The sequence below is a fragment of the Porcibacter vitabionis genome (genome assembly GCF_046263795.1).
Taxonomy (GTDB): domain Bacteria; phylum Bacillota; class Clostridia; order Lachnospirales; family Lachnospiraceae; genus Lachnocurva.
In genome coordinates this window covers 222,445-247,637 of sequence record NZ_JBJYZD010000001.1, presented here as the reverse complement: position 1 = coordinate 247,637, position 25,193 = coordinate 222,445, and the positions used below count along the sequence as shown (strand labels likewise).

Annotated in this window: 21 protein-coding genes; 19 read left to right on the top strand and 2 right to left on the bottom strand. The window is 47.4% G+C overall.

Annotated features, from left to right (window positions below; translation table 11 throughout):
* Positions 1–115: 115 nt before the first annotated feature.
* Entirely contained in the window at positions 116–2,575 is a 2,460-nt protein-coding gene (locus ACKX2L_RS01145; RefSeq protein ID WP_497550789.1) for a glycogen/starch/alpha-glucan phosphorylase, read from the top strand.
* A gap of 69 nt (positions 2,576–2,644) precedes the next feature.
* Positions 2,645–3,358, top strand: a complete 714-nt coding sequence (locus ACKX2L_RS01140) for a glycerol-3-phosphate acyltransferase (RefSeq protein WP_497550788.1) — start codon at positions 2,645–2,647, stop codon at positions 3,356–3,358.
* 429 nt (positions 3,359–3,787) lie between these two features.
* Here the strand turns inward: ACKX2L_RS01140 and ACKX2L_RS01135 are convergent, their stop codons facing one another.
* Positions 3,788–5,248, bottom strand: a complete 1,461-nt coding sequence (locus ACKX2L_RS01135) for a radical SAM/SPASM domain-containing protein (RefSeq protein WP_497550787.1) — start codon at positions 5,246–5,248, stop codon at positions 3,788–3,790.
* Between the two features lie 318 nt (positions 5,249–5,566).
* Here ACKX2L_RS01135 and ACKX2L_RS01130 point away from each other — a divergent pair, with 318 nt between their 5' ends.
* The 13 genes from ACKX2L_RS01130 to ACKX2L_RS01070 all read left to right on the top strand — a co-directional run bounded on the left by ACKX2L_RS01130 (position 5,567) and on the right by ACKX2L_RS01070 (position 19,174).
* Positions 5,567–6,424 carry a patatin-like phospholipase family protein gene (locus ACKX2L_RS01130; RefSeq protein WP_497550786.1) on the top strand — a complete coding sequence of 286 codons (858 nt, stop codon included), beginning with the start codon at positions 5,567–5,569 and terminating at the stop codon, positions 6,422–6,424.
* Positions 6,425–6,561: 137 nt separating this feature from the next.
* Positions 6,562–7,419 carry a CPBP family intramembrane glutamic endopeptidase gene (locus tag ACKX2L_RS01125; RefSeq protein ID WP_497552493.1) on the top strand — a complete coding sequence of 286 codons (858 nt, stop codon included), beginning with the start codon at positions 6,562–6,564 and terminating at the stop codon, positions 7,417–7,419.
* Positions 7,416–10,976, top strand: coding sequence for a DNA polymerase III subunit alpha (locus ACKX2L_RS01120; RefSeq protein WP_497552492.1), 3,561 nt, complete (start codon positions 7,416–7,418; stop codon positions 10,974–10,976). The genes ACKX2L_RS01125 and ACKX2L_RS01120 overlap by 4 nt, the downstream gene beginning before the upstream one ends.
* Positions 10,977–11,042: 66 nt before the next feature.
* Positions 11,043–12,020, top strand: a complete 978-nt coding sequence (gene pfkA / locus ACKX2L_RS01115; RefSeq protein WP_497552491.1) for a 6-phosphofructokinase — start codon at positions 11,043–11,045, stop codon at positions 12,018–12,020.
* A gap of 84 nt (positions 12,021–12,104) precedes the next feature.
* Complete coding sequence (locus ACKX2L_RS01110) at positions 12,105–12,971, top strand: TrmH family RNA methyltransferase (RefSeq protein ID WP_497552490.1); 867 nt, start codon at positions 12,105–12,107, stop codon at positions 12,969–12,971.
* Positions 12,955–13,224 carry a hypothetical protein gene (locus ACKX2L_RS01105; protein ID WP_497552489.1) on the top strand — a complete coding sequence of 90 codons (270 nt, stop codon included), beginning with the start codon at positions 12,955–12,957 and terminating at the stop codon, positions 13,222–13,224. Before ACKX2L_RS01110 ends, ACKX2L_RS01105 begins: the two co-directional genes overlap by 17 nt.
* 49 nt (positions 13,225–13,273) lie before the next feature.
* Positions 13,274–14,005, top strand: coding sequence for a GTP pyrophosphokinase (locus ACKX2L_RS01100; protein WP_497550879.1), 732 nt, complete (start codon positions 13,274–13,276; stop codon positions 14,003–14,005).
* Positions 14,006–14,094: 89 nt separating this feature from the next.
* Positions 14,095–14,973 carry a 4-(cytidine 5'-diphospho)-2-C-methyl-D-erythritol kinase gene (gene ispE, locus ACKX2L_RS01095; protein WP_497552488.1) on the top strand — a complete coding sequence of 293 codons (879 nt, stop codon included), beginning with the start codon at positions 14,095–14,097 and terminating at the stop codon, positions 14,971–14,973.
* 10 nt (positions 14,974–14,983) lie between these two features.
* A complete protein-coding gene (locus ACKX2L_RS01090; RefSeq protein WP_497550779.1) occupies positions 14,984–15,670 on the top strand; it encodes a GntR family transcriptional regulator in 687 nt (228 codons plus the stop codon).
* Between the two features lie 438 nt (positions 15,671–16,108).
* On the top strand, positions 16,109–17,011 hold the full coding sequence (locus ACKX2L_RS01085) for a transporter substrate-binding domain-containing protein (protein WP_497552487.1): 903 nt from the start codon (positions 16,109–16,111) through the stop codon (positions 17,009–17,011).
* 84 nt (positions 17,012–17,095) lie between these two features.
* Positions 17,096–17,755 (top strand): amino acid ABC transporter permease, encoded by a 660-nt coding sequence (locus ACKX2L_RS01080; protein ID WP_497552486.1) that lies wholly within the window; start codon positions 17,096–17,098, stop codon positions 17,753–17,755.
* On the top strand, positions 17,736–18,410 hold the full coding sequence (locus ACKX2L_RS01075) for an amino acid ABC transporter permease (protein WP_497552485.1): 675 nt from the start codon (positions 17,736–17,738) through the stop codon (positions 18,408–18,410). The genes ACKX2L_RS01080 and ACKX2L_RS01075 overlap by 20 nt, the downstream gene beginning before the upstream one ends.
* Positions 18,410–19,174: an amino acid ABC transporter ATP-binding protein gene (locus ACKX2L_RS01070; protein WP_497552484.1), complete on the top strand. Its 765-nt coding sequence runs from the start codon at positions 18,410–18,412 to the stop codon at positions 19,172–19,174. Before ACKX2L_RS01075 ends, ACKX2L_RS01070 begins: the two co-directional genes overlap by 1 nt.
* A 123-nt stretch (positions 19,175–19,297) precedes the next feature.
* On the opposite strand, the gene ACKX2L_RS01065 is transcribed toward ACKX2L_RS01070, so the two are convergent.
* On the bottom strand, positions 19,298–19,765 hold the full coding sequence (locus tag ACKX2L_RS01065; protein ID WP_497552483.1) for a hypothetical protein: 468 nt from the start codon (positions 19,763–19,765) through the stop codon (positions 19,298–19,300).
* 148 nt (positions 19,766–19,913) lie between these two features.
* Here ACKX2L_RS01065 and ACKX2L_RS01060 point away from each other — a divergent pair, with 148 nt between their 5' ends.
* The 4 genes from ACKX2L_RS01060 to secD all read left to right on the top strand — a co-directional run bounded on the left by ACKX2L_RS01060 (position 19,914) and on the right by secD (position 25,171).
* On the top strand, positions 19,914–20,990 hold the full coding sequence (locus ACKX2L_RS01060; protein WP_497552482.1) for an FKBP-type peptidyl-prolyl cis-trans isomerase: 1,077 nt from the start codon (positions 19,914–19,916) through the stop codon (positions 20,988–20,990).
* Positions 20,991–21,132: 142 nt separating this feature from the next.
* Positions 21,133–21,276 carry a six-cysteine ranthipeptide SCIFF gene (gene scfA, locus ACKX2L_RS01055; RefSeq protein ID WP_497550878.1) on the top strand — a complete coding sequence of 48 codons (144 nt, stop codon included), beginning with the start codon at positions 21,133–21,135 and terminating at the stop codon, positions 21,274–21,276.
* 152 nt (positions 21,277–21,428) lie between these two features.
* A complete protein-coding gene (gene scfB / locus ACKX2L_RS01050) occupies positions 21,429–22,832 on the top strand; it encodes a thioether cross-link-forming SCIFF peptide maturase (protein ID WP_497552481.1) in 1,404 nt (467 codons plus the stop codon).
* Positions 22,833–22,837: 5 nt separating this feature from the next.
* Positions 22,838–25,171 carry a protein translocase subunit SecD gene (secD, locus tag ACKX2L_RS01045; protein WP_497552539.1) on the top strand — a complete coding sequence of 778 codons (2,334 nt, stop codon included), beginning with the start codon at positions 22,838–22,840 and terminating at the stop codon, positions 25,169–25,171.
* The last annotated feature ends 22 nt before the right edge of the window (positions 25,172–25,193 follow it).

The following is a 25,193-nucleotide window of genomic DNA, read 5'->3' as shown; positions in this document are numbered from 1 at the left end:
TGTGAAATTCAGCTTATGAATCAATTCGATTCGAAAAAGTTAACAAAATGAAGTCAGGATAAGTGTATAATGAATGCAAGTATATTCTGAATTCAGCTCGAAATGGAGGAATTACATGAGATTTGAACATATGTCAAAACGGGAATTCCGTGAGGAAGCGGAACACAATACGTTGAACCTCTTCCGTAAGCATTGGGAAGATGCCAGCAAGGAAGAAAAGTATCAGGCAGTTGCTCAGATCGTTAAGGATGAAGTGATCGAGCGCTGGATCGCCAGTCAGGATGCCATGACAAAGCAGGATCCTAAGATCGTTTACTATATGTCTATGGAGTTTCTGGTTGGAAGAGCGCTGGGAAATAACCTCCTGAATCTTGGAGAATATGATCATTTCAAGGAATATCTCGAGGATCTTGGAGTTGACATCAATGATATCGAGGATCAGGAACCGGATCCGGCTCTGGGGAATGGAGGACTGGGACGTCTGGCAGCCTGCTTTATGGATTCTCTGTCAACGCTTGGATATGCAGCTTACGGCTGTGGAATTCGTTACCGCTATGGAATGTTCCGTCAGAAGATCGAAGACGGCTATCAGAAGGAAGTGCCGGATGACTGGCTTGCCAATGGCTATCCTTTTGAACTGAAGAGAGCCGAATATGCCCATGAGATCAAGTTCGGCGGCACCGTTCGGGCCGTTCGTCAGCCGGATGGCCAGTATAAATTCGTTCAGGAGAATTACCATAGTGTTATGGCAGTTCCTTATGATATGCCGATTACCGGCTTTGGAAACAATGTGGTCAATTCTCTTATCATGTGGGATGCAGAGCCCAAGGAGGCCTTCAGTCTGGAGTCCTTTGACCGTGGCGCCTATGAGAAGGCAGTAGAGGAGAAGACATTGGCCCAGAATCTGGTCGATGTCCTCTATCCCAATGACAGCCATCCTTTTGGCAAGGAGCTTCGTCTGCGTCAGCAGTATTTCTTTGTTTCGGCTTCTCTCCAAAGGGCTATCAACCGCTATCATAAGCATCATATTGATATTCACGGACTTCCGGATAAGGTTACCTTCCAGATGAATGACACCCATCCGACCCTGGCGGTTGCCGAGCTGATGCGGATCCTTATGGATGAGGAAAATCTGGGCTGGGATGATGCCTGGTCTATCACCACACGCTGCTGTGCTTATACCAACCATACGATCATGCAGGAAGCCCTGGAGAAGTGGCCGGTCGATATCTTCAGCAGTCTCCTGCCCAGAATTTACCAGATCGTAGAAGAGATCAACCGTCGCTTCTGCGAAGATATTCGGAAGAAATTCCCCGGAGATGAGGATCGTGTCCGCCGGATGTCCATCGTTCAGGATGGTCAGGTCAGGATGGCTTACCTTGCCATTGTAGGAAGCTATTCTGTCAATGGTGTTGCAAAATTGCATACAGAGATTTTGAAGAAGGAGACACTTCGGGACTTCTATGAGATGTATCCGGAGAAATTCTCGAATAAGACCAATGGAATCACCCAGCGTCGTTTTCTCCTCCATGGAGACAGAGAACTGGCAGATTGGGTAACAAAGTATGTCGGAAAAGACTGGGTGACCGATCTCTATAAGACCAGGGGCCTTCTGACTTATGCCGATAATCCAAGGGTTCAGAAAGAATTCCTGGAGATCAAGCATCATAACAAGGAGAGACTGGCTCAGTATATTCTGGAGCACAACGGGATCGAAGTGGATCCGAATTCCATTTTCGATGTCCAGGTCAAGAGACTGCATGAATATAAGCGTCAGCTCATGAATATCCTGGATATCATGTATCTCTATAATGAATTGAAAGAGAATCCTGAGATGGACTTCACGCCGAGGACCTTTATTTTCGGAGCCAAGGCGTCTGCAGGCTATCACATTGCCAAACTGATCATTAAATTGATCAACAATGTCGCCAATGTCATCAATAATGATCCTGCCATCCATAACAAGATCAAGGTAGTTTTCATTGAAGATTACAAGGTTTCCAATGCCGAGTGGATCTTCGCTGCGGCTGATATTTCCGAACAGATCTCAACAGCCAGCAAGGAGGCTTCCGGTACTTCGAATATGAAATTCATGTTGAATGGTGCCATCACTTTGGGTACCATGGATGGAGCCAATGTGGAAATGGTGGAGGAAATGGGCCGTGAGAACGCCTTCATTTTCGGAATGAGTGCAGATGAAGTCATTTCTCATGAAGAGAAGCGGGACTACAATCCCATGGAGATCTATAACAATGATGCAGGCATCCGAAAGGTCCTGGATCAGATGACCAATGGCTTCTACAGCCCGGAAAATCCGGAGCTTTTCCGTGATGTCTATAACTCCCTTCTCAATACCCAGTGCACTCAGTATGCAGATACCTATTTCGTACTGAAGGATTTCCACTCCTATGATAATGCGAGAAGAGAGATCGTCAGGGCATACGAGGACAAGAGCCGATGGGCAAAAATGGCCATCACCAATATTGCCTGTGTCGGCAAGTTCTCATCCGACCGGACGATTCAGGAATATGTGGATGATATCTGGCACTTGGACAAGATCACGGTGGATTTCTGATCGAGATGGGCTTCTGATGTGCTTTGGGCTTTACATCGGGCAGAGCAGGTGATTTTGAAAGGAGGGCCAATGCAGATCTTACCGCGTCTTCTCACATTACTGATCGGATATGGTTTTGGCTGCTTCCTTACGGCAGAGCTGGTGACTCGGAAACTGACCGGCCGCCCCTGCCGGGAACTCGGAAGCAGCCATAATCCCGGTATGGCCAATGTCATGGCTCATCTTGGCTTCGGCCCCGGGATCACGGTTCTGATCGGTGATCTCACAAAAACGATCCTGGCGGTTCTTGTCACAGCGACCTTATTTTATGGGAACAGCACGAAGGCCCCTTTCTATCGCTTTTTCGGAGTAAATGTAAACCACGCTTTACATTTATCCACCGGTGCCTATGGCATCGGAATCCTTGTGGTCTACTATGCTGTGATCGGCGTGACCCTGGGGCACAATTATCCTTTCTGGCAAGGCTTTCACGGTGGCAAGGGAGTGGCAACTTCCTGCGCCGGCTATTTTCTCATGAATCCTTTACCGGGACTTGTCTCTATGATCGTGGGCATGCTGATCGTCTTTGCCAGCCAGTATCTGGGACTTGGCGCGGTCTTTATACCGGTGGTATATTGCATCTTCGCCTTTCTCCTGCATGGGAAAGAAGCCGGGATCCTGGCTCTTGTTCTGGCAGGCCTCATGTTCCTTAAGCATTGGCCGGCCATCCGCCAGATTTCATCGGGCCAGGCAGAGAAGGTGGATGTGTTAGGAGCAATCAAGAAGAAGTGGGGGAAGAAATAAATCCAACAAATATCGTAATAGAAATGAGAATGGAAATTTATGATAGTTTGTCGGGTGCCTGGAGCAAGAAATATCGTAATATAAATGGGATTCGAATTTTACGATAGGGATTGGCGTGATTCACTATCGGATTTTTGAAAAATGGTTTATTTTACGATAAATGTCCTAAGAATGGGGCACATTCCAGAGTGCAACTATCGCGATTTTGAAAAATGATCTGTATTACGATATTTGGCGATCATCATATCATACGATAAGAAAAACAGGGTGTATGGCATGCCATACACCCTGTTTTTTTAAAAATGAACTTGCAGATCAAAAATGAACTTGCAGACCGCTTCCTTTTCACCAGCGGTCTTGTGCAAACCTTACTCAGGATAAAGCTTTAGGAGCAGGCTTGTTCAAGCCAAAAAATCAATCGCTCATTGCTCAAGCTTCCGGTCTTACGCGAACCTTTCCTGCTTCAGAGAGGGGAGCAGCGGCACGTTTTGCTTTCTCTTCCTGGCTTTCTTTCCAAAGCTTAGCAGCACGGTCAGCCCATTCTGCTGCATAAGGATCACACTTGCCACAAAGAGCATCAACACTCTCCGGTGACTGCATATCAGTAGACTTTGCACCGGTCTCTGCTACGATCTCTCTCAGCTTTTCCGGATTCTCAAGCATAGGGCAAGGACGAAGATGGTTTTCGTTGAACGGCTGTCCTTCCCGATATTTCTGGAAGATCGGCTGCTGCAGACATTCCAGAAGACTCTTATCCTTGATATTAGCACTGGAGTAGTGGATGAATACGCAGGGCTCTACATCACCATTGGGGTTGATGTGGCAGTATTCACGGCCTCCGGCAACACATCCGCCGACGAACTCACCATCGTTCTGGAAGTCAATTGCCATGATAGGCTTACCACCTTCAAAACCACGGATCTCACGAACTCTGTGATACATATATTCACGCTCGTCCGGAGTCAGAAGGAGATCGGTAGAAGCATCATTTCCAACCGGCATATAATGGAAGTACCAGATGTACTTAGCACCCTTTTCGATGACCATATCCAGGAACTCATCCGAAGTTACAGTCTTGTAGTTAGCTCTGGTGTAGCAGATGGAGAGACCGAAGAGACACTTGTGAGCCTTCAGACGATCCATGGCTGCCATAACGGACTGGAAGTCGCCCTCGCCACGACGGCCGTCATTTGCATCTTCAAATCCTTCCAGAGAAATATTGGGGAAGAAGTTTCCGACACGAAGAATGTTTTCACAGAACTCATCATCGATCAGGGTTCCGTTGGTAAAGCACTGGAAATTGCTGTGCGGATGCTTCTCGCAGAGTTTGAAGAGATCATTCTTACGAACGGTAGGCTCACCACCGGTGTAGAGCCAGGAATAGATACCAAGCGCCTCACCCTGAGTGATGACATCATCGAGCTGCTCATAAGTAAGGCTCATCTGATGACCATATTCAGCAGCCCAGCAGCCGGTACAGTGGAGGTTGCAGGCGGAGGTCGGGTCGATCAGGATCGACCAGGGAATGCTTGCATTCAACTTCTCAGAAAGCTCTCTGGTTCTCTTATATCCGCGGAAACCTGCCTCATAGCCGAGATTCAAAGCTGCCATCTTGATTAGCTTCGGATCAATGTCATCGAACATGGCGTTGGTATATTTCATCCACTTGGAATCCGGATCCCGGAATACATTTCTCAGGGCCTCATAGGCACGATCCGGCCATGTATCACCGAGGATCTTTTCTACCAGATTGACCATCTGGATCATTGCCTTGCCACGGTCCTTGTCGATATGCTTCAAGGCTGCTGTAATAGCAACATCGAACGCTTTTCTCTCGGCAGCATGTTTTGCCTTGTCAAAAGTTCCTTCTTGTACTTCTTGCTGTTCCATATTACTCACCCTAATCCTTTGTTCATGTATCTGGTGACATAGGCTGTACCGTAAAATGCGGTACGAGCCGTAAAGCAAGAGAACAAAGCCCTTTTATTTTGTAAGAAATATACAAAATAAAGCAGTTAAGGCCCAGTCCTTCTACTTAATATTGATGATAAGAGAATTGAAAGTCTGCCTCAATATACAGTTTTTTGGGATTGTATAAAGAATGCCCCACAGTCGCGTGAAAACCGCTATAATGATACATCAATGAATATAGACCAAACCAAACAAATGTTTTTATCGGACAGATGTGTTAAAATGGAGGAAAAAGAAATGAAGACGGCTTTATTTGTTGAGGGAGGCGGCATGAAATGTGCCTACAGCGCAGGTGTATTGGATGCCTTCCTGGATCAGGGTTTGAACTTTGATTATGCGATCGGAGTTTCCGCCGGTGCGGCCAATATTGTTTCTTTCCTGGGCGGACAGAGGGACAGAAACCGGCGCTTTTATGTCGATTATGTCGATGATCCCAGCTATATTTCGATGAAGTCCTTCCTAAAGACCGGAAATTATTTCGGCCTGACTTATATTTACGGAGAAATGACAGAAGAGGGCGGAACGGATCCGGCGGATTTTGAGAAATGGACTTCCAGTCCGACCGAGTTCTATTTTCCGGCAACAGATGGGAAGACCGGAAAACCGCATTACTTTACATCCAGGGATTGCGGACCTCATGATTATAGGCCGATTATGGCAACCTGTGCCTTACCTGTGATCACAAAGCCGATTCGGATCAATGGTCATTATTATTTCGACGGTGGTGTCAGTGCTTCGATTCCGGTGGAGAAAATGGAGGCCGACGGCTGTGACAGGATCGTTGCCGTGATGTCGAAGCCGAGAGATTTTGTCATGGAACCGCAGGGAAATCGGCTGGCCTATACAGCTGCACTGAAGAGAAAGTTCCCTAAAATAGTAGATCTTCTGAATCACCGGCATGAGGAATATAACCGGGAGAAGGAAGAGCTGCTTCGCCTGGAAAGAGAAGGAAAAGCCTATCTCTTCTGTCCGTCCGGTAAGATCCGGATGACGACCTATACCAAGGATCCGATAAAGAACCAGATGCTTTACGAGGAAGGCTTGAAGGGTGGAAGAGAAAAAATGGCAGAGGTCTTAGACTTCCTTTCCCGGTGATCCTAAGGGAGTGGCGAAAGGCACGATGGTCCATGTCATTTTTGCGGCACCGATATTACAAGACTGATACCACCAGACCGATATCAACCGATATCACCAGACAGATATCACTAGATTGAAACAAGAGAAGGAGTCTTATGAAGTATAAAGTATCCGACTATCTGAAGATTTTGTTCCCCATTGTTGCAATTGAACTTGTAACAAGTATTGTCACCATGATCGGGGGCGTCTTCTATGCACTGTTTCTCTATGCGTCCAGGACTTTCGACAGTCTGGATGATTTACTGAACACCATAAAAAAAGGACTGACCGATACGGATTTTCTGATGGCGGCTTCTTCGGTCTATGCCCTGATCTGTATCTGTCTCTTCCTCTTCTTTTTCCGGAAGCATTCGAAAAAGGAAGAGAGAAGCTTACGCGGACTATCTCCTCTGTTTCTGATCGGTGTCGTCCTGATTGCACTTAGCTGCCAGTATCTGGCCAATTATATCGTCGCAATTGATGCAGTTGCTTTCCCGTCTACCGTTTCTGACTATAACAAGCTTATGGAAGCATCCGGCCTGGAGTCTTTTCACCTGTTAACGATCGTCTATGCGGCATGTCTCGGCCCAATCTGTGAGGAACTGGCTTTCCGCGGTCTGACTTTGCACTATGGGAAAAAGGTCTTCCCCTTCTGGGCTGCAAATCTCATCCAGGCCCTTCTCTTCGGTCTGGTTCATATGAATTTTGTTCAGTTCAGCTATGCCTTTGCCCTGGGTCTTATTTTGGGCTGGCTCTATCTGAAGACAGATACGATTCTTGTCCCCATCCTTACCCATATGACTTTCAATGCGATCTCTGCTTTCTGTTCGGAATATCTCAAGATGCCGAACAATGCTTACGGTTTCTGTATTGTTCTCTTTCTTTCTCTGACTGCCTGCTATCTCGGAATGAAATGGATTGAAAACTGCGGGAAGAAGAGAATAGAAAGAGACGGAAAGGCAGGCGGCCGATGAGCTTTGTGCATCTGCATTCTCATACAGAATACAGCCTGAAGGATGCAACGAATAAGATCCCGGACTATGTCCGCCGGGTCAAGGAACTGGGGCAGACGGCCTGTGCGATAACGGATCATGGTGTGATGTATGGCACCATCGATTTCTACAAGGAATGTAAGGCGCAGGGGATCAAACCGATCATCGGCTGTGAGGTCTATGTCGCACCCTGTTCCCGCCTGGAAAAAAATAAAGAAGAGAAATATTACCATCTGATCCTTCTGGCGGAAAACAATCATGGCTATCAGAATCTGGTAAAGATTGTTTCCCAGGGCTTCATCGATGGTTTTTATTATCGGCCGAGAATCGATGATTCGCTTCTCGAGAAATATCATGAAGGCCTTATCTGCCTGTCTGCCTGTCTTGCGGGAGAGGTGGCACGAAATATTACCCAGGGCCAGTACGAGAAGGCGAAGAAAGCAGCTCTTCGCTATCAGGGGATCTTCGGCCCGGACAACTATTTCCTGGAAATGCAGGACCATGGCATTTCCGATGACAAGACCCTGATCCAGGGGGTCCTCCGTCTTCATGAAGAGACCGGCATTCCCATGGTGGCCACCAATGACTGTCATTATACAAGAGAAGAGGATGCCGATGCCCATGATATCCTTCTCTGTATGCAGGGGAATCATCTGATCACGGATACGGATCGCCGCCGTTATCCGGGCCGGCAGTTCTATGTCAAGTCGGAAGAGGAAATGAGAAAGCTCTTTCCTTTTGCACCTTCTGCCCTGGAAAACACACAGAAGATCGCAGACCGCTGTGACGTAAGCTTTACATTTCATGATGAAAAACTGCCCCATTATCAGGTGCCGGAAGGCTATGATGCCTGGACCTATCTGAATAAACTCTGTTCGGACGGTTTAAAGAGACGCTATGGCGGGAACGAAAAACTGTTTCTGAAAGCGAGAAAGCAGCTGGATTATGAGCTTTCCGTGATTCATGAAATGGGTTTTGTAGATTATTTCCTGATCGTCTGGGATTTCATTAATTTTGCCCGGACACATGGCATAGCGGTCGGACCCGGACGAGGCTCTGCCGCCGGATCTCTGGTCAGCTATACGACAGGGATCACGGATATCGACCCCTTGCGTTTTGATCTCTTTTTTGAGCGGTTTTTGAATAAAGAGAGAAAGTCCATGCCTGATATTGATGTGGACATTGAATACGTCCGCCGCCAGGATGTCATTGATTATGTAGTCGAGAAATACGGGAAGGACTGCGTGACCCAGATCGTGACCTTTGGTACCTTGGCTGCAAGAAATGCCATTCATGCCGTCGGGCGGGCACTGGGAGTCCCTTACGCAGAAAGAGACCGGATCGCAAAGACCATTCCGTCCACGCCGAAAATCACTTTGAAGAAGGCTCTGGAGGAGAGCCCGGATTTCAGGGATCTCTATGAAAACGATCCGAAAGTCAGGGATCTGGTGGATAAGGCCAGAGCCCTGGAGGGTCTTCCCGCCAATACTTCCACCCATGCATCCGGTGTCATTATCGCTCAGAAGCCCATGACGGAATTCGTCCCGGTTTCGAGAAACGAACCGGATGGCCCGCTGGTGACGCAATATACCATGACGATCGATGAAGAGCTCGGCCTTTTGAAGATGGATTTCCTCGGCTTAAGGACATTGACCGTGATCAAAGATGCTGACATGATGGCGGAAAGAAATTATGGAAAGCATATTGACATCAGCGGCTTTACCTATGATGATCCGGGCGTTTTTGAAGAAATGGGAAACGGTCATACCGAGGGCATCTTCCAGCTGGAGTCCGGCGGCATGAAGTCCTTCATGAAGCAGTTGAAGCCCCAGAGCCTGGAAGAGGTCACAGCCGGGATCTCCCTCTATCGGCCGGGTCCCATGCAGTTTATCGGAGATTATATCCGAGGCAAGGAAAACAAGAACAGTATCACCTATATCACACCGGAACTGGAACCGATCCTGCGGCCGACCTATGGTTGTATCGTCTATCAGGAGCAGGTCATGCAGATCGTCCGTGATCTGGCTGGCTTCTCCCTGGGAGAAGCCGATAATGTCCGCCGGGCCATGGCCAAAAAGCATATGGATGAGATGGTGAAGATCCGGGATGTCTTCGTTCATGGCAGGCCGGATCCAAAGGATCCCGACAAGTCCATACCGGGCTGTGTAAAAAACGGGATCTCGGAGGAAGCCGCCAACAAGATCTTCGACCAGATGCTGGATTTTGCCTCTTATGCTTTTAATAAGTCCCATGCTGCCTGCTATGCAGTGGTTGCCTACCAGACTGCCTATTTCAAGCATTATTATCCGGCGGAATTCATGGCTGCTTTGATGACATCCTTTGTCGATCGGACAGAGAAGATCACGCAATATATTTCCGTCTGCAGGGATATGGGGATCCGGGTGCTCCCGCCTTCGGTCAATGAGGGCACAGGCACCTTTTCTGCCAAGGATCAGAAGATCCGTTACGGTCTCTATGCTGTCAAGGGCATGGGGATCCAGGTCGTGGATGCCATTCTTCTCGAACGGGAGGAAAACGGCCCCTTCCTTTCGCTCTATGACTTCCTCGAACGCATGATGAAAAAAGACGAGGGAAAAGTGAATAAAAGGAACATCGAAAATCTGATCAAGGCCGGAGCCCTGGATGGCCTGGCCAAAAACCGCCGTCAGATGATGATGTCTTATTCCAGGATCGTGGATGACATTTTGTCTTCCATAAAGCATGCGGGTAAAAACGAGATCGAAGGGCAGATGAGCTTTCTGGATGTTGTACCGGAAGAGGAGAAGGCCAATATCCGTGCCAGCGAACAAAAGAGAGCGGAGGAGGCTATGCCTGATGTACCGGAATATGACCGGTCAGACCTCCTGCAGAATGAGAAGGAGGTCTTAGGCATCTATATCAGCGGACATCCCCTGGACAGCGATCTCTTGATGATGAAGAAGATGGTGACGGCTCATTCCTATGACTTCCATCGGGAGGACGGCCAGGAGGACAAGGATCTGATCCTGCATGACGGCCAGTATGTCACGATTGGCGGCATGGTTACGGAAATGAAGACCATCACGACAAAAAAAGGCCAGCTCATGGGCTTTGTAACGATCGAGGATCTGGCAGGGACTGTGGAAGTGACTCTCTTCCCTCGTATTTTCGAAAAGTGGCGCTATCTCCTGGAAAGAGACCGGAAGGTCTATATTTACGGAAAAGTCTCCACGAAAGATGATGCGGATTCCCAGCTTCTGGCAGAGGAATTAAGAGGTTTTGATGAATTGCCCATCCAGGTCTGGCTTCGATTTGATCATACGAAAGACTATGAGGCGGCAAAGCAGGACCTCCTTCAGCTGCCCCAGGACCCGAATGGAGAGGATCGCCTGCTGATTTATCTCGCTGACCAGCCAAAGGGAAAAAATATTCTGCAAAATAGAGGCCGGTACCGTTTCCGAGATGATAGGGGACTTTTGGCAGAGTTAAAGGCAAAATTCGGTGAAAATAACATAGAAACCGTTGAAAAGCCTGTTGAATTTGGCAGGAAAGGGTATTAGAATGATACCCGAATGAATTTTAATGAAAATGAATTGATCTGATTGGTATTTTGATTGGAGGATATTATGGCAGATAAGGTAAAGCGTATTGGCGTTCTGACCAGCGGTGGAGATGCTCCCGGAATGAATGCTGCGATCCGTGCAGTTGTAAGGCAGGGCCTTGCGAAGGGACTTGAGGTATATGGCATTCACAGAGGATATGCCGGCCTTCTGGCAGAGGAAATGGCACCCATGGATCAGCACAGTGTTTCCGATATTATTTCCCGCGGCGGTACCATTCTGCAGACTGCCCGCTGCCTGGAGTTCCTTCAGGAAGAGTATCAGCAGAAAGCCGCAGACATCTGCCGTAAGCACGGTCTGGATGCCGTTGTTGTAATCGGTGGTGACGGATCTTACAAGGGTGCAAGAAACCTGAAGAATCATGGAATCAATACCGTTTCCATGCCGGGTACCATCGACCTGGATGTCGCTTCTACCGAATATACCATCGGCTTTGATACTGCAGTCAATACTGCAATGGAAGCCATTGATAAGATTCGTGATACTTCGACTTCTCATGAGAGATGTTCGATTGTTGAGGTTATGGGACGTGGTGCCGGTTACATCGCTCTTTGGTGCGGTATTGCAAACGGTGCCGAAGATGTCCTCCTTCCGGAGCGCTATGACTATGATGAGCAGAAGATTGTAAATCATATCATTGAAGGCCGTAAGAAGGGTAAGCAGCATCATCTGATCATCAATGCTGAGGGTATCGGACATTCTTCTTCTATGGCAAAGCGGATCGAGGCTGCGACCGGTATCGAGACAAGAGCTACCATTCTGGGTCATATGCAGCGTGGCGGTTCTCCGACTGCCCGTGATCGTGTCTATGCATCGACGATGGGTGCTTTGGCAGTAGATCTTCTTCTCGCAGGAAAAGAGCAGAGAGTTATCGGCTATCGCCATGGTGAATATGTCGACACCGATCTGGATGAGGCTCTTGCAATGCAGAAGCAGATGGATGAATACCAGGTAGGTATCTGCAGAACTCTGGCCAATAACTAAGGATTTTCTTCCTTGAAATTTTAATGAGAACTTTGAAGGACTGTGACAACTTTTGGGTTTCACAGTCCTTTTTTAGGGGAAAATATGATCACAAGCCTTTCCAATGCCCGCGTTCGGGAAATCATTCAGCTTGAAAAAAAGAAAAAATGCCGTTACAGCAGCCTTTCATTTGTCTCGGAAGGGATCCGTATGGTATTAGAGACTCCCGGGGAACTTCTGGAAGAGCTCTATATTTCCGAATCCTTCTATCGAAATCCGGGCCATATGGAAAAACTCTCAGCATATTTTTCTGACCGGGCGGATCTTTCCAATTTGAGAAATTTAGACCAGATGCAAATCGACCAATGCAGTCTTGTTCTGGTTTCGGATGAAGTCATGCAGAAAATGGCAGATACCGAGCATCCCCAGGGTATCCTCTCTGTGACGGCTATGCCATCCTATTCGATCGAGGATCTGTTTTCGTGCGATCACCCCATGTTCCTCCTGCCGGAGGATATTCAGGATCCGGGAAATCTGGGAACCATGTTTCGAACGGCAGAGGGCGCCGGTGCAAATGGCCTGATTCTGGGACCGGGTTGCACGGATCCTTTCCAGCCCAAGGTGGTTCGTTCGACCATGGGAAGTCTCTTCCGTATGCCATTTATCGCAATCCAGTCGGAAGAAAACTGGTATGAGCTTCTCTTGAACCTGAAAAAAAGAGGAGTCCGTCTCTTTGCGGCCTGGCTTCCCGGCAGCGTCTCTTACTTTGATGCGGATTATCGGGGATCCACCGGATTTCTGATTGGAAATGAGGGACGTGGCCTGAAGGAAAAGACCGCCGAAATCTCTGATCAGAAGATCCGGATTCCTATGGAAGGAAAGCTGGAATCTCTGAATGCCGCCATGTCAGCCGGGATCCTTATGTATGAAGCCAAACGGCAGAGGAGAGGACTCTATGAAAATCTGGTTTAAGGAATGGAAAGACAATCATATGCTCCGGGATCTTACGGTGACGATTGGTGGTGAAGAGACCCGGACACATAAAATTTTTCAGGCGGTCGATCAGATCTGTCTGGCTTTTGATCTGGCCCATCCGATCTGGCTGGATGCAAACATCCGGGAATTTCAAAAAAGAAGTAAGACCCGTTTTACACAGGACTGTTTCCAGGATGGGATCGATTTTGACTATCTGGAGATCGAGGTTCTGGAAGAAGACGAATATTGAGCCGACAGGTTCAAAATGAGGAGGTATTCTTTTGAATGTACAGGAATATATGAGTGAAGGAGTGGACTCCTGGAACTCCTTTATGCTGTTATATCATTCGGCCCTGAAGGAAATGGGAACCAAAGTCGAGATCTTAAATGATGAGTTTCAGCATATTCATCAATACAATCCCATCGAATACGTTAAAAAGAGGATCAAACAGCCGGAAAGCATTGTGAAGAAACTGAAGCGTTACGGCTATGCATCCACCATTGAGAATATGGTGAAATATATCAATGATGTGGCAGGTATCCGAATTGTCTGTTCCTTCACTTCGGATATTTATCGCCTTGCTGACATGATCCGGAGCCAGAATGACATCACAGTCCTCTCTACCAAGGACTATATCAAGAATCCCAAACCCAGCGGTTATAAGAGCTATCACATGATCGTGACCATCCCGATCTTCCTCTCCGACCGGGTCGTAGATACCAAGGTGGAAGTCCAGATCCGGACACTGGCCATGGACTTCTGGGCATCCCTGGAACATAAGATCTATTATAAATTCGAAGGCAATGCACCGGACTATATCAGTCGGGACTTAAGAGAGTGTGCAAGCATCGTTTCCATGCTGGACGCCAAAATGCTGTCACTGAATGAAGCGATCCTGGAGGCCAAACGGGAGCAGGGTGATCCGGTCCCCGAGGCCTGGGAACCATCCGGAAAACCGCCGGTCGAGGAAAACGAACTGACCCTTCTTCATGAATTTGACCAGGCCAAGAAAGTAAATCAAGGAAGCTGAGAAGCTGAGACTTGTCTTTTTAAATTGTTCGTGTTACAATACAATGTGTGTATACAAAAAACGGCTTGCATACAAAAGTGGTGCTATTGATGAACAATGCAATTACTTATCGTGTTCCGGCGAAAATCAATCTCTTCCTCGACATCACCGGCAGACGGGAGGACGGCTATCATCTGGTGAGAATGCTCATGCAGACGGTCTCTCTCTATGATACTGTGACAGTTTCATATAGTGACAAGGCAGATTCCATGACCTGCTCTGATCCTGCCCTTTCCGTAGACGAATCCAATCTTTGCAGGAAGGCTTTGAAAGCTATGAAGGAGCACTTCCATCTGGATCATTTCTATCAGATCCATTTGGAGAAATGTATCCCAATGGCAGCAGGACTGGCCGGTGGCTCAGCGGATGCTGCAGCAGTCATTCACTGTATCGAGAAACTGGAGAATCTGGAGGTAAAGGACAGGGAGCTGGAAGAGCTTGCGGTCAGCTTAGGAGCGGATATTCCTTATTGTCTCCATGGAGGCACAATGCTTTCGGAGGGAATCGGAGAGATCCTGACACCGGTAGAGGGACTTCCCTTGAATGAATCCGTCCTTCTGGTGAAACCACCGATTTCTGTCAGTACAAGAGAGGTCTATCAGGCTTATGACGACTGCGTTTCCATCCGGCATCCGGACACCGAGCTTCTCTTAAATAAGGCAGAGGCCGGAAATCTGCAGTCTTTTGCCCAGCATATGGGAAATGTATTGGAAGAAGTAACGGCACCGCGTCATCCCATCATAAGAGAGCTGGAAAAGGCTCTTCGAAAAGAGGGGGCCTATGGAGCCATGATGAGCGGCAGCGGACCGACGGTCTTCGGGCTGTTCGCATCGAAGGATCGAATGCTTGCCGCAAAAGAAACATTGAAGAGCCGGTATCCGGGATATGAAATCTTTGGTCTGCATTTTACCGGCAGAACTTTTTCATAAGGAGATCAAAATGACTGAGCTGAAATTGAATATGGATGCCTTTCTACCCTTACGGGATGTGGTTTTCCATACCTTAAGGGATGCAATACTGAAGGGGGAGCTGAAACCGGGCGAGCGTCTGATGGAGATGCATCTGGCTGAGAAATTGGGCGTTAGCCGGACACCGATCCGTGAGGCCATTCGGATGCTGGAGCAGGAGGGACTGGCGATCACCATTCCCAGAAAGGGAGCCCAGGTCGCCGGAATGACCGAGAAGGATCTGGAAGATGTGCTGGAGATTCGGGATGCTCTGGATGAGCTTTCGGTCAGCAAGGCCTGTGAGAAGATCGATGAGAATAGCTACCGGGAACTGGAAAAGGCCATGGAAGATTTCGAAGTGGCCGTGAAAGAGGACGATGTTCGGAAGATCGTCGAGATGGATGAGCACTTCCATGATGTGATCTATAAGATCACAGACAATCCGAAACTGGAGAATATTGTCTCCAATCTGAGAGAACAGATGTACCGTTACCGTTACGAGTATGTCAAGGATAATGCGGATTATGACAAACTTGTTTCAGAGCATGCGAGAATCCTGGAGGGTCTGAAAAGGAAGGACAAGGATTATGTCAAGCAGATCATGCACATCCATCTGGAAAATCAGATGGAGGGCGTGCGGCATGCCATCCGTAATCAGAATGAAGAGAACGGGAAATAAAAAATAAGAAAGGGAGCTGGAAAAAATGAGATCATCATTTTTTCCAGCTCCCTTTTTATACCAAGGATCATTGATAAAGAGGATTACAAGAAGGTGGAAGAGATAACTTTATTGAAATAAAATCCTAATTCTCTATTGACATAGTAGGAATAGTGGGATATATTATCATCATCGTAAGAAAAGAAAGGAGAAAGCGATGCAGAACTTATTCAACATCAAAATGCATATGTCATGTTGTTGTTCCGATTCAAAACAGAATTCCGGGATTCCTTCTTGTATGCCTTGATGTGAGAATACGATAGCGTTGGCGCTCTTAAGTTCCGGAATCCGAATTCTTACGGATTCCGGAATTTTTTTGTATTACGACAGGAAACCGGGATAGAACCGGCGGGAGAAAGAAAAAAGTTTTATAGAAAAAGAAAAAAGAGGAGAAACATTATGAAAAAGAAGAATCTGGTAAAGAGAATCGCAACTCTGGGACTTACCTTAAGCCTTTTTGCAGTCCTCCTTGCTGGATGCGGCAACAGCACCGGATCAGCTGGCAAGTCTTCCGATGCAACAGCTTCCACAAAGACAGCTTCGAATGCAGGCTTCAGAACTCTTGATGAGATCAAGAAATCCGGCAAGATCAACATCGGTGTATTTTCCGATAAGGCTCCTTTCGGATATGTTGATGAGAATGGTAAGTACCAGGGCTATGACGTATACTTCGGTAACAAGCTCGGCGAAGACCTCGGTGTTAAGGTCAACTATGTATCTACCGAAGCAGCTTCCCGTGTTGAGTACCTTCAGACTGGTAAGGTTGACCTGATCCTTGCAAACTTTACTGTAACTGATGAGAGAGCAGAGCAGGTTGATTTCGCCCTTCCTTACATGAATGTAGCACTTGGCCTTGTATCTCATAAAGATAACGTTATTACCTCCCTGGACCAGATCGGTGCAGATGATCAGGTTATCGTAATCTCCGGTACCACTGCTGAGACCTATCTCACCAAGCACAACCCTGAGATCAAGCTCCAGAAGTTCGACACCTATGCAGCAGCGAAGTCCGCCTTCGAAAATGGCACCGGCGTAGCTTGGGCTAACGACAACACCGAAGTTATCGCATTTGCAAAAGAGAATCCCGGATACACTGTTGGTATCAAAGAACTCGGCGAGAAGGATACCATCGCTCCTGCAGTTACCAAGGGTAATGGCACTCTGAAGAACTGGATCAACGAAGAGATTGAGACCCTCGGCCAGGACAACTTCTTCCACAAGGATTACGAAGCTACCCTGATCAACACCTACGGTGCAGATTATGAAGATACCCTCGTTGTTGAAGGTGGTAAGACGGAGTAAGAGATATAGAGCATTATTCACTTTATCTTAAAAGTTAGAAATCTCAGGCAAAAGTTGTTGCATCAGAACTAGAAAAAGGTACGTATGGATCTATTGGCTATGCAGGAATACCTGCCCTTATTTACAAAGGCGATGTGGCTGACTCTTAGAATCGGATGGATGGGCATTCTGCTCTCTATCGTGATTGGTCTTGTGACAGCGCTGATTCGACACTTCAATGTTCCGGTATTGAAACAGATTACCGGAATCTATATCGAACTCTTCCGCAATACACCGCTCCTTGTGCAGCTTTTCTTCATGTACTATGGTCTTCCCAAACTGGGAGTTCCTATCAGTGCAGAGGTATGTGGTGAGCTGGGCCTCGCCCTCTTAGGCGGAGCCTATATGGCAGAAGTCTTTCGAAGTGGACTAGAGTCCATTGAACCGATCCAGTCAGAGAGTGCACTCTCTCTTGGCATGAATCATGCACAGGTCATGCGTTATATTATCCTGCCCCAGGCAGTTTCGACCAGTGTTCCGGCCTTTGTTGCGAATATCATCTTCCTTCTGAAGGAGACATCGGTATTCTCAGCAATCAGTCTGATGGATCTCATGTTCACTGCAAAGGACCTGATCGGTCTCTACTATAAGACCATTGAGAGTCTGACTCTGCTTGTCATCTTCTATCTTATTATTCTTCTTCCGGTGTCCATCATCGGAAGCATCATAGAGAGGAGGATGCGCTATGCCGGATTTGGGGCTTGAAGTACTGTTTAAAGGAATTAACATGCAGCGCCTCTTAGAGGGACTCTGGGTATCCATGCGTATCAGCTTGATCGCAATCGCCATCTCTATGGTGCTCGGACTTCTTCTGGGTGCTCTGATGACCAGGAAGAATCCCGTCATTAAGGTGCTGACCCGTATCTATCTCGAGATCGTGCGTGTCATGCCACAGATGGTCCTGCTCTTCATCACTTTCTTCGGTGCGACGAGAGTTCTCGGCATCGATATAGATGCAGAAGCAGCATCCATCTTCGTCTTCAGTTTCTGGGGAACTGCTGAGATGGGCGATCTGGTAAGATCTGCTCTGATCTCCATTCCTAAGCATCAGTACGAAAGTGGTGCAGCACTCGGACTTACGGAACGACAGGTCTATTTCCGCATTGTCATTCCACAGACCGTCCGTCGTCTGATCCCGAACGCCATCAACCTGATCACCCGTATGATCAAGACGACATCTCTTGTTATGATGATTGGTGTTGTGGAAGTCCTGAAAGTAGGTCAGCAGATTATCGAAGCAAACCGTTCGAGTTCGCCGAATGCAGCGTTTGGCATCTATCTTACGGTGTTCGTTCTATATTTCATCGTATGCTGGCCCATCAGTATGCTGGCCAAATTCTTGGAAAGGAAGTGGAACTAATGTCAGAGGTTCTTATAAATGTAGATCATATCGTAAAGCGGTATGACAATAACACAGTTCTGAATGACCTCTCTCTTCAGGTTCATAAGGGAGAAGTACTGGTAGTTGTCGGCCCCTCCGGATGCGGTAAGAGCACACTTCTTCGCACCATGAATGGCCTGGAGCCGATTCAGGACGGACAGATCTCTTATCGTGACAAGAAGGTAGATGCGAAGAATAAGGATATTACCGAGATTCGTCAGAAGGTTGGAATGGTATTCCAGTCCTATGAGCTCTTCCCTCATATGTCCATTCTTGATAACATCACCCTGGCTCCGATTCTGGTACAGAAGAAGGCAAGGAAGGAAGCCGAGAAGGAAGCAGAAGACCTTCTGAGACGAGTTGGTCTTATAGACAAGAAGGATGCTTATCCTCGTCAGCTCTCCGGTGGACAGAAGCAGCGTGTAGCAATCGTACGTGCGCTTGCGATGCATCCGGAAGTCCTTCTCTTCGATGAGGTCACTGCAGCTCTTGATCCTGAGATGGTTCGTGAGGTTCTCGATGTTATCCTCGAACTTGCAAAGCAGGGATCAACCATGGTGATTGTTACCCACGAGATGAACTTTGCGAAGGCAGTAGCCGACCGCGTCATCTTCCTCGATAAGGGGAATATCGTCGAAGAGGGAAACCCCTTCGACTTCTTCGAGGATCCTAAGACGGAGAGAGCGAAGAAGTTCCTTGAGACCTTCACCTTCGATAAGGTAGATAAGGGAGCTGGAATCTAGTCAGTCTTCCTATTGCATTCTTGATTCAGATGATATCAAAAAAAGGGAGCTGGAAAAAATGATGATCTCATTTTTCCAGCTCCCTTTTTTCATCCCATTGATTCAATGGAATTATTCGTGGAATTATTTGTTTTTTCTCATTTCGTTGTAGCGGTCCAGAAGCTTTGCCCGAACGCCTTTTTTCTTCTTGGAAGCATGTTCGATCTTGCCATGCAGGCCGCGGACACTGTTGATATAGAGACCGCTGATCGAAGCTTTGACTTCCTTCTTGACCGGGATGTCGTCATAGATCTCATTGGCTGCGATCATGGTCATGACCTTGGGACCAACCTTGACTTTGACTACGGGAACTTTCGCTCTTCTGGCATACCAGGGAGTGCTTGCGATCACATTTTCCGGGAGACCGGATTCCTTCAGCTTGACTTTCTTCTTGTCAATGATCAGCATGCTGACGTTTTGAGCACTGGCCTTGATCTGGGCCTCCTGCTCGTCTCTCTTCTTTTCCGCTTTCTTGCCGAAGAAGTAGAGGAAGATGGTAAATGCGACCAGGGCGGCCGTAATAATAAGCAATACAATTAAAAATGTTGGCATGATACCCTCCGATACAAATTAAAAGTCAAGAGATATGATAGCAAAAGAGGACTTTTATTTCAATCAAAGTTTTTCGGGTGCTTTGACGAATAGAAAGGATTGGTTTATATTAAATAATTGCTGTTAAATGAAACAGAAGGAGAATCATATGAGAGGAAAGAAATTTACGGCACTGATGCTTTGCCTTGCCACAGCGATGTCTCTTGCAGCCTGTGGAAAACCGAAGACCAGTATGGATATTAAGTATAAGGTATCCGACTATGTGACCTTGGATAAAAATTATAAGAAACTGAAAGTCACCCTGTCGGGTGATTATTCCACCGAGGCAGCCCTTCAAGAGATGCTGGATTCTGCCGGAGGATATGACAAGGATGAGAGTCAGACGACGGTAGCAGAGGATTCGATTGTCAATGTGGACTATGTCGGAAAGCTGGATGGAACGGCTTTCGACGGCGGCTCCGCACAGGATCAGACGATTGATGTCAAGAATAACTGCCAGGCAGGAAGCGGTTCTTCCTATATCGATGGCTTTACGTCCGGTCTGGTTGGGGCGAAGGTCGGCACAACGGTCGACTGCCCGGTGACCTTCCCTGAGAATTATTCCAGTACAGATCTGGCCGGCAAGGCTGTGGTCTTCACTTTCACAGTAAACTATATCTGTAAGAAGGTGGATATGAACAGCCTGACAGATGACTATGTGAAGAGCAAGTTCAACCTGGATTCGGTGGATGCTTTGAAGGAAAGCGCTAAGACCAAAGCTTTGGAAAAAAAGAAGAGCGATACCAGAGATGCCGTGACGGATCAGCTGATCCAGGGTTCGAAGATCAAGTTCCCGAAGGATCTCTTATCCATGCGCTTGAAGGAGTATGAGGACCGTTTTACTGACCAGTATACAAACGGAGCAAGCTTGAAGGACTATCTGAAGAAGAACAATATGACCGTGAAAGACTTCGAGTCCAAGGTAAAACAGAGCCTGAAAAAGAATCTTGAGACAGAGCTGGTTTTGGAGGCTGTGGCTGATAAAGAAGGAATTAAGCTTGACAAGAAGGGCTATAAGAAATTTGTGGACAATCTGATGGACAATAACAGCCTGAAAAGTAAAGATGATCTCTATCAGCTGATCGCCCCGGATTCCAAGTCCGGAGAAGCCTATTTAAAGAAAATGTATGTATGCCAGAAGGCCTGCGATTTCTGCGTGGATCATGCCAGGGTATCGGTAGAATAATTTCTTGTCAGTCCATTTTGACTTGTGATATAATCACATTGATTTATGTTCGGAGACATTCGGATGTAAAACGAATCATCAATCATTCCGTGCAAACGCTGAGGGAGGCCCCGGCGCTGACGCGAGAGAAGGGAGAATCATCATGAAGCATGTGAAGACTTTAAGCACTAAGAGACTTCAGAACACTGTTAAGGCCGGTGGATGCGGCGAGTGCCAGACTTCCTGCCAGTCAGCATGTAAGACCAGCTGCACCGTTGGTAATCAGAGCTGCGAGCACAAGAACTGACCTCCGATGGTTTTACATTTCGAACCATCGCATACGGACAAGGGCCGCACGGCTTGTGCGGCCTTTTTTGTTGAAAAAATAGGCTTTTTTCATGGATTTGAAAGGAAAGCCAAAAAAGACATAAAAAGACACTTAGAAGGGATTTTGTACCAGTGATACATCAGTACAAAAACAATGGATATAATATCGTCATGGATATCGACAGCGGATCCATCCATCTGGTCGATGACCTGACCTATGATCTGATCGCACTTTACAGCGATCATAAAAAAAGCGAAATCGCAGATCTCCTTCAGGAAAAATATCCTGAAGTTTCCAAAAATGACATTTTCGAAGCCTATGACGAAGTCAGCGGGCTCGTCGATGACGGGACACTCTTTACCCATGACATCTATAAGGATAAGATCGAGGACTTTACCAAGAGACCCAATGTAGTAAAGGCTCTCTGTCTGCATATTGCTCATGACTGTAATCTCTCCTGCAAATACTGCTTTGCAGAAGAGGGCATGTACCACGGCAGGAAGGCCGAGCTTATGTCCTATGAGGTCGGAAAACAAGCTCTGGACTTCTTGATTGCCAATTCCGGAAATCGCCGGAATCTGGAAGTCGATTTCTTCGGCGGTGAGCCGACCATGAACTGGGATGTGGTAAAGCGTCTGGTTGAATATGGCCGTTCTCAGGAGGAGGCCCATAACAAGAAGTTCCGTTTTACCCTGACCACCAACGGCCTTCTCTTAAATGACGAGATCATGGACTTCTGCAACAAGGAGATGGGAAATGTAGTGCTTTCCATCGATGGCAGAAAGGAAGTCAATGATAAGATGCGTCCGACCCGAAATGGGAAGAGCGCTTATGATATCATCCTGCCCAAGTTCAAAAAATTTGCCGAATCCAGGAATCAGGAGAAGTATTACGTTCGCGGAACCTATACCCACTATAATCTGGACTTCTCCAAGGATGTACTGGCATTAGCGGATGAAGGCTTCAAGCAGATCTCCGTGGAACCGGTCGTGGCTCCGCCGGATGCCCCCTATGCATTGACGGAAGAAGATGTACCGATCCTTTTAGAGGAATATGACAAGCTGGCTAAGGAAATGGTGAAGCGCTATAAGACCGATAAGGAATTCAATTTCTTCCATTTCATGATCGATCTCGAAGGCGGTCCCTGTGTCTATAAGCGCCTGTCCGGATGTGGTTCGGGAACCGAATATCTGGCAGTTACGCCGACCGGAGATCTCTATCCCTGTCATCAGTTCGTCGGAGACAAAAAATTCCTGATGGGCAATGTCTTTGAGGGCGTCAAGGCGGATGCTCTGCGGGATGAATTCAAGTGCTGCAATGTCTATGCCAAGCCGGCCTGCCGGGACTGCTTCGCACGCTTCTATTGCAGCGGCGGCTGTCAGGCCAATGCCTATAATTTTACCGGTGATATCAAGGGTCAGTATAAGATCGGTTGTGAGCTTCAGAGAAAGCGGATCGAATGTGCCATTATGATCAAGGCTGCAGAAGCAGAAATCGATGCAGGAGAAGAAACAGGGGAGGGGAACACACAATGAAACGTATGAAAAAGAAGACCGGCATTCTGGCCTTGGTCTTGATTGCCGCAATCATTGTTTTCCTGGGCTGGTATTCTTTTGGGGTGATAAAGAATACCATCAAGGGGAATAAGAAGGGCTTGAAACTCGGCCTGGATCTGGCCGGCGGTGTGTCGATCACATACCAAGCGGACAAGGAACATCCGAGTAAGCAGGACATGGAGGACACCATTCAGAAACTCCAGTCCCGTATCGAGCATGACCTTTCTGACAAGGCATCTACGACAGAGGCAAATGTATACCAGGTCGGGGATAACCGGATCACGGTCGAAATTCCCGGTGTATCGGACGCCAATGCCATCCTGGAGGAACTGGGAACGCCCGGTAATCTCTATTTCATTAAGCAAACGGATGCCAGCGGCAATAACAACTATAACTATGATCAGACTTCCGGTGAGTATAAGCTTGCGGAAGGAAAGACCATCGAATCTCTGCAAAAGGAAGGCAGTATTGTTCTGACCGGTACTGAGGTAAAGACCGCAAAAGCCGGTTATACCCAGGATCAGACGACCGGAAATCAGAGCCCCATCGTCGAAGTTTCCTTAAATAAAAAAGGTACCAAGGCTTTTGGCGATGCAACAACGGAAGCTTATAAGAATGGCCAGACCATTGGTATCTACTATGACGGCCGTTTCGTTTCCGTTCCTACCGTTCAGGCGGCTATTACCAACGGAAACTGTCAGATCACCGGAATGTCCAGTATTGATGAAGCCAATCAGCTGGCATCTTATATCCGGATTGGTGGCCTGAAGATCAATCTGAAAGAAGTCCAGTCTCAGATCGTATCTGCACAGCTTGGCGGCAATGCTTTAAAAACTTCCCTGATTGCAGCCTTTATCGGTATTTTGATCATTTTCCTCTTTATGATCCTTGCCTATCGGATCCTGGGACTTGGAGCATCCCTGGCTCTGCTTCTCTATACAGAGCTTATGATCGGGATCCTGGACCAGTTCACCATCACATTGACCCTGCCGGGTATTGCAGGTATTATCCTGTCCATCGGTATGGCAGTCGATGCCAACTCCATTATTTTCGCCAGAATCAAGGAAGAGATCGGTCTGGAGCATACCGTGGCATCTGCCATTGAAGCAGGTTTCCATAAAGCCTTGTCCGCGATCATCGATGGAAATATGACAACGCTGATTGCAGCAGCAGTTCTTGGACTGATCGGTACCGGTACGGTTCGGGGCTTTGCCGTAACACTGGCAATCGGTGTTGTGCTCTCCCTTTTTACAGCCTTCTTTATTTCCCGTACCCTGATTCGCGCTTTCTATGCTATCGGTATCCGGGATGAGAAATTCTATGGGAAGAAACTGGAAAAGCCCAGTCTCAAATTTGTGGAGAAGAGAGCTGTTTTCTTTAGTGTTTCTCTGGCAGTGATCATTGCCGGCTTTGTCGGTATGGGAGTCTATAAGGCTAAGACCGGAAAGGCCTTGAATTACAGTCTGGAGTTCTCCGGCGGTACTTCTACCACCATTGCAACCAAGAAACAGTACACCTTGTCAAAGGCTGAGAAGGAGATCGTTCCTCTCTTTGAGAAAGTCACCGGAGATTCGGATGTACAGGCTACGGTTGTGAATTCGGACAAGGCCGTGATCATTAAGACCAGAACTTTGACTCTGAAAGAAAGAGAAGCCGTGAATGCTTCCCTGAAGAAGAATCTTGGAATTAAGGAATCCGCCATTCAGAATGAAAATATCAGCTCCACCATTTCCGGTGAGATGCGGCGGACTTCTCTGATCGCAGTTATCGTTGCGGTTCTTCTGATGCTGGTTTATATCTGGTTCCGTTTCCGCGATATCCGCTTCGGATCCTCGGCTGTGATCGCACTGGCACATGATGTTCTTGTTACTTTGGCAGTCTATGCACTGGCAAGACTGAGTGTCGGCTCAACCTTCATTGCATGTATCCTGACTATCATCGGATATTCCATTAATGATACCATCGTTGTCTTTGACCGTATCCGTGAGAATCTGACCAATCTGCAGAAGGAGAAGAGAAACAGGGAGACTTTGAAGGAACTCTGTGACCGGTCGATCACAGAAACCCTGACCCGGTCCCTGTCGACCTCCTTTACGACGATCGTTATGGTCATCATGCTGGAGATCCTCGGTGTGTCCGCGATCCGCGCATTTGCCTTCCCTCTTATGATCGGACTGATCAGCGGTACCTATTCTTCCATCTGTCTGGCTACGGAACTCTGGTATCTTATGAGTGCCAGAAATACGGAGGCATCGAAGAAGGAGAATCAGGGGAAGAAAGCCGGGAAGAATAAGAAAAATACGGCTTTCGCAAAATAAGACATCATAATAAGGACGGGAC

What these genes read in the sequence shown, in the direction of transcription:
- pfkA (WP_497552491.1), top strand. Translation starts at nt 11,043, where the DNA reads ATGGCAGATAAGGTAAAGCGTATTGGCGTTCTGACCAGCGGTGGAGAT.
- secD (WP_497552539.1), top strand. Translation starts at nt 22,838, where the DNA reads ATGAAAAAGAAGACCGGCATTCTGGCCTTGGTCTTGATTGCCGCAATC.
- ACKX2L_RS01065 (WP_497552483.1), bottom strand. Translation starts at nt 19,765, where the DNA reads ATGCCAACATTTTTAATTGTATTGCTTATTATTACGGCCGCCCTGGTC.
- ACKX2L_RS01100 (WP_497550879.1), top strand. Translation starts at nt 13,274, where the DNA reads ATGAGTGAAGGAGTGGACTCCTGGAACTCCTTTATGCTGTTATATCAT.
- ispE (WP_497552488.1), top strand. Translation starts at nt 14,095, where the DNA reads ATGAACAATGCAATTACTTATCGTGTTCCGGCGAAAATCAATCTCTTC.
- ACKX2L_RS01075 (WP_497552485.1), top strand. Translation starts at nt 17,736, where the DNA reads ATGCCGGATTTGGGGCTTGAAGTACTGTTTAAAGGAATTAACATGCAG.
- ACKX2L_RS01080 (WP_497552486.1), top strand. Translation starts at nt 17,096, where the DNA reads ATGGATCTATTGGCTATGCAGGAATACCTGCCCTTATTTACAAAGGCG.
- ACKX2L_RS01060 (WP_497552482.1), top strand. Translation starts at nt 19,914, where the DNA reads ATGAGAGGAAAGAAATTTACGGCACTGATGCTTTGCCTTGCCACAGCG.
- ACKX2L_RS01090 (WP_497550779.1), top strand. Translation starts at nt 14,984, where the DNA reads ATGACTGAGCTGAAATTGAATATGGATGCCTTTCTACCCTTACGGGAT.
- ACKX2L_RS01145 (WP_497550789.1), top strand. Translation starts at nt 116, where the DNA reads ATGAGATTTGAACATATGTCAAAACGGGAATTCCGTGAGGAAGCGGAA.
- ACKX2L_RS01105 (WP_497552489.1), top strand. Translation starts at nt 12,955, where the DNA reads ATGAAAATCTGGTTTAAGGAATGGAAAGACAATCATATGCTCCGGGAT.
- ACKX2L_RS01120 (WP_497552492.1), top strand. Translation starts at nt 7,416, where the DNA reads ATGAGCTTTGTGCATCTGCATTCTCATACAGAATACAGCCTGAAGGAT.
- ACKX2L_RS01125 (WP_497552493.1), top strand. Translation starts at nt 6,562, where the DNA reads ATGAAGTATAAAGTATCCGACTATCTGAAGATTTTGTTCCCCATTGTT.
- ACKX2L_RS01110 (WP_497552490.1), top strand. Translation starts at nt 12,105, where the DNA reads ATGATCACAAGCCTTTCCAATGCCCGCGTTCGGGAAATCATTCAGCTT.
- ACKX2L_RS01130 (WP_497550786.1), top strand. Translation starts at nt 5,567, where the DNA reads ATGAAGACGGCTTTATTTGTTGAGGGAGGCGGCATGAAATGTGCCTAC.
- ACKX2L_RS01135 (WP_497550787.1), bottom strand. Translation starts at nt 5,248, where the DNA reads ATGGAACAGCAAGAAGTACAAGAAGGAACTTTTGACAAGGCAAAACAT.
- ACKX2L_RS01085 (WP_497552487.1), top strand. Translation starts at nt 16,109, where the DNA reads ATGAAAAAGAAGAATCTGGTAAAGAGAATCGCAACTCTGGGACTTACC.
- ACKX2L_RS01140 (WP_497550788.1), top strand. Translation starts at nt 2,645, where the DNA reads ATGCAGATCTTACCGCGTCTTCTCACATTACTGATCGGATATGGTTTT.
- scfA (WP_497550878.1), top strand. Translation starts at nt 21,133, where the DNA reads ATGAAGCATGTGAAGACTTTAAGCACTAAGAGACTTCAGAACACTGTT.
- ACKX2L_RS01070 (WP_497552484.1), top strand. Translation starts at nt 18,410, where the DNA reads ATGTCAGAGGTTCTTATAAATGTAGATCATATCGTAAAGCGGTATGAC.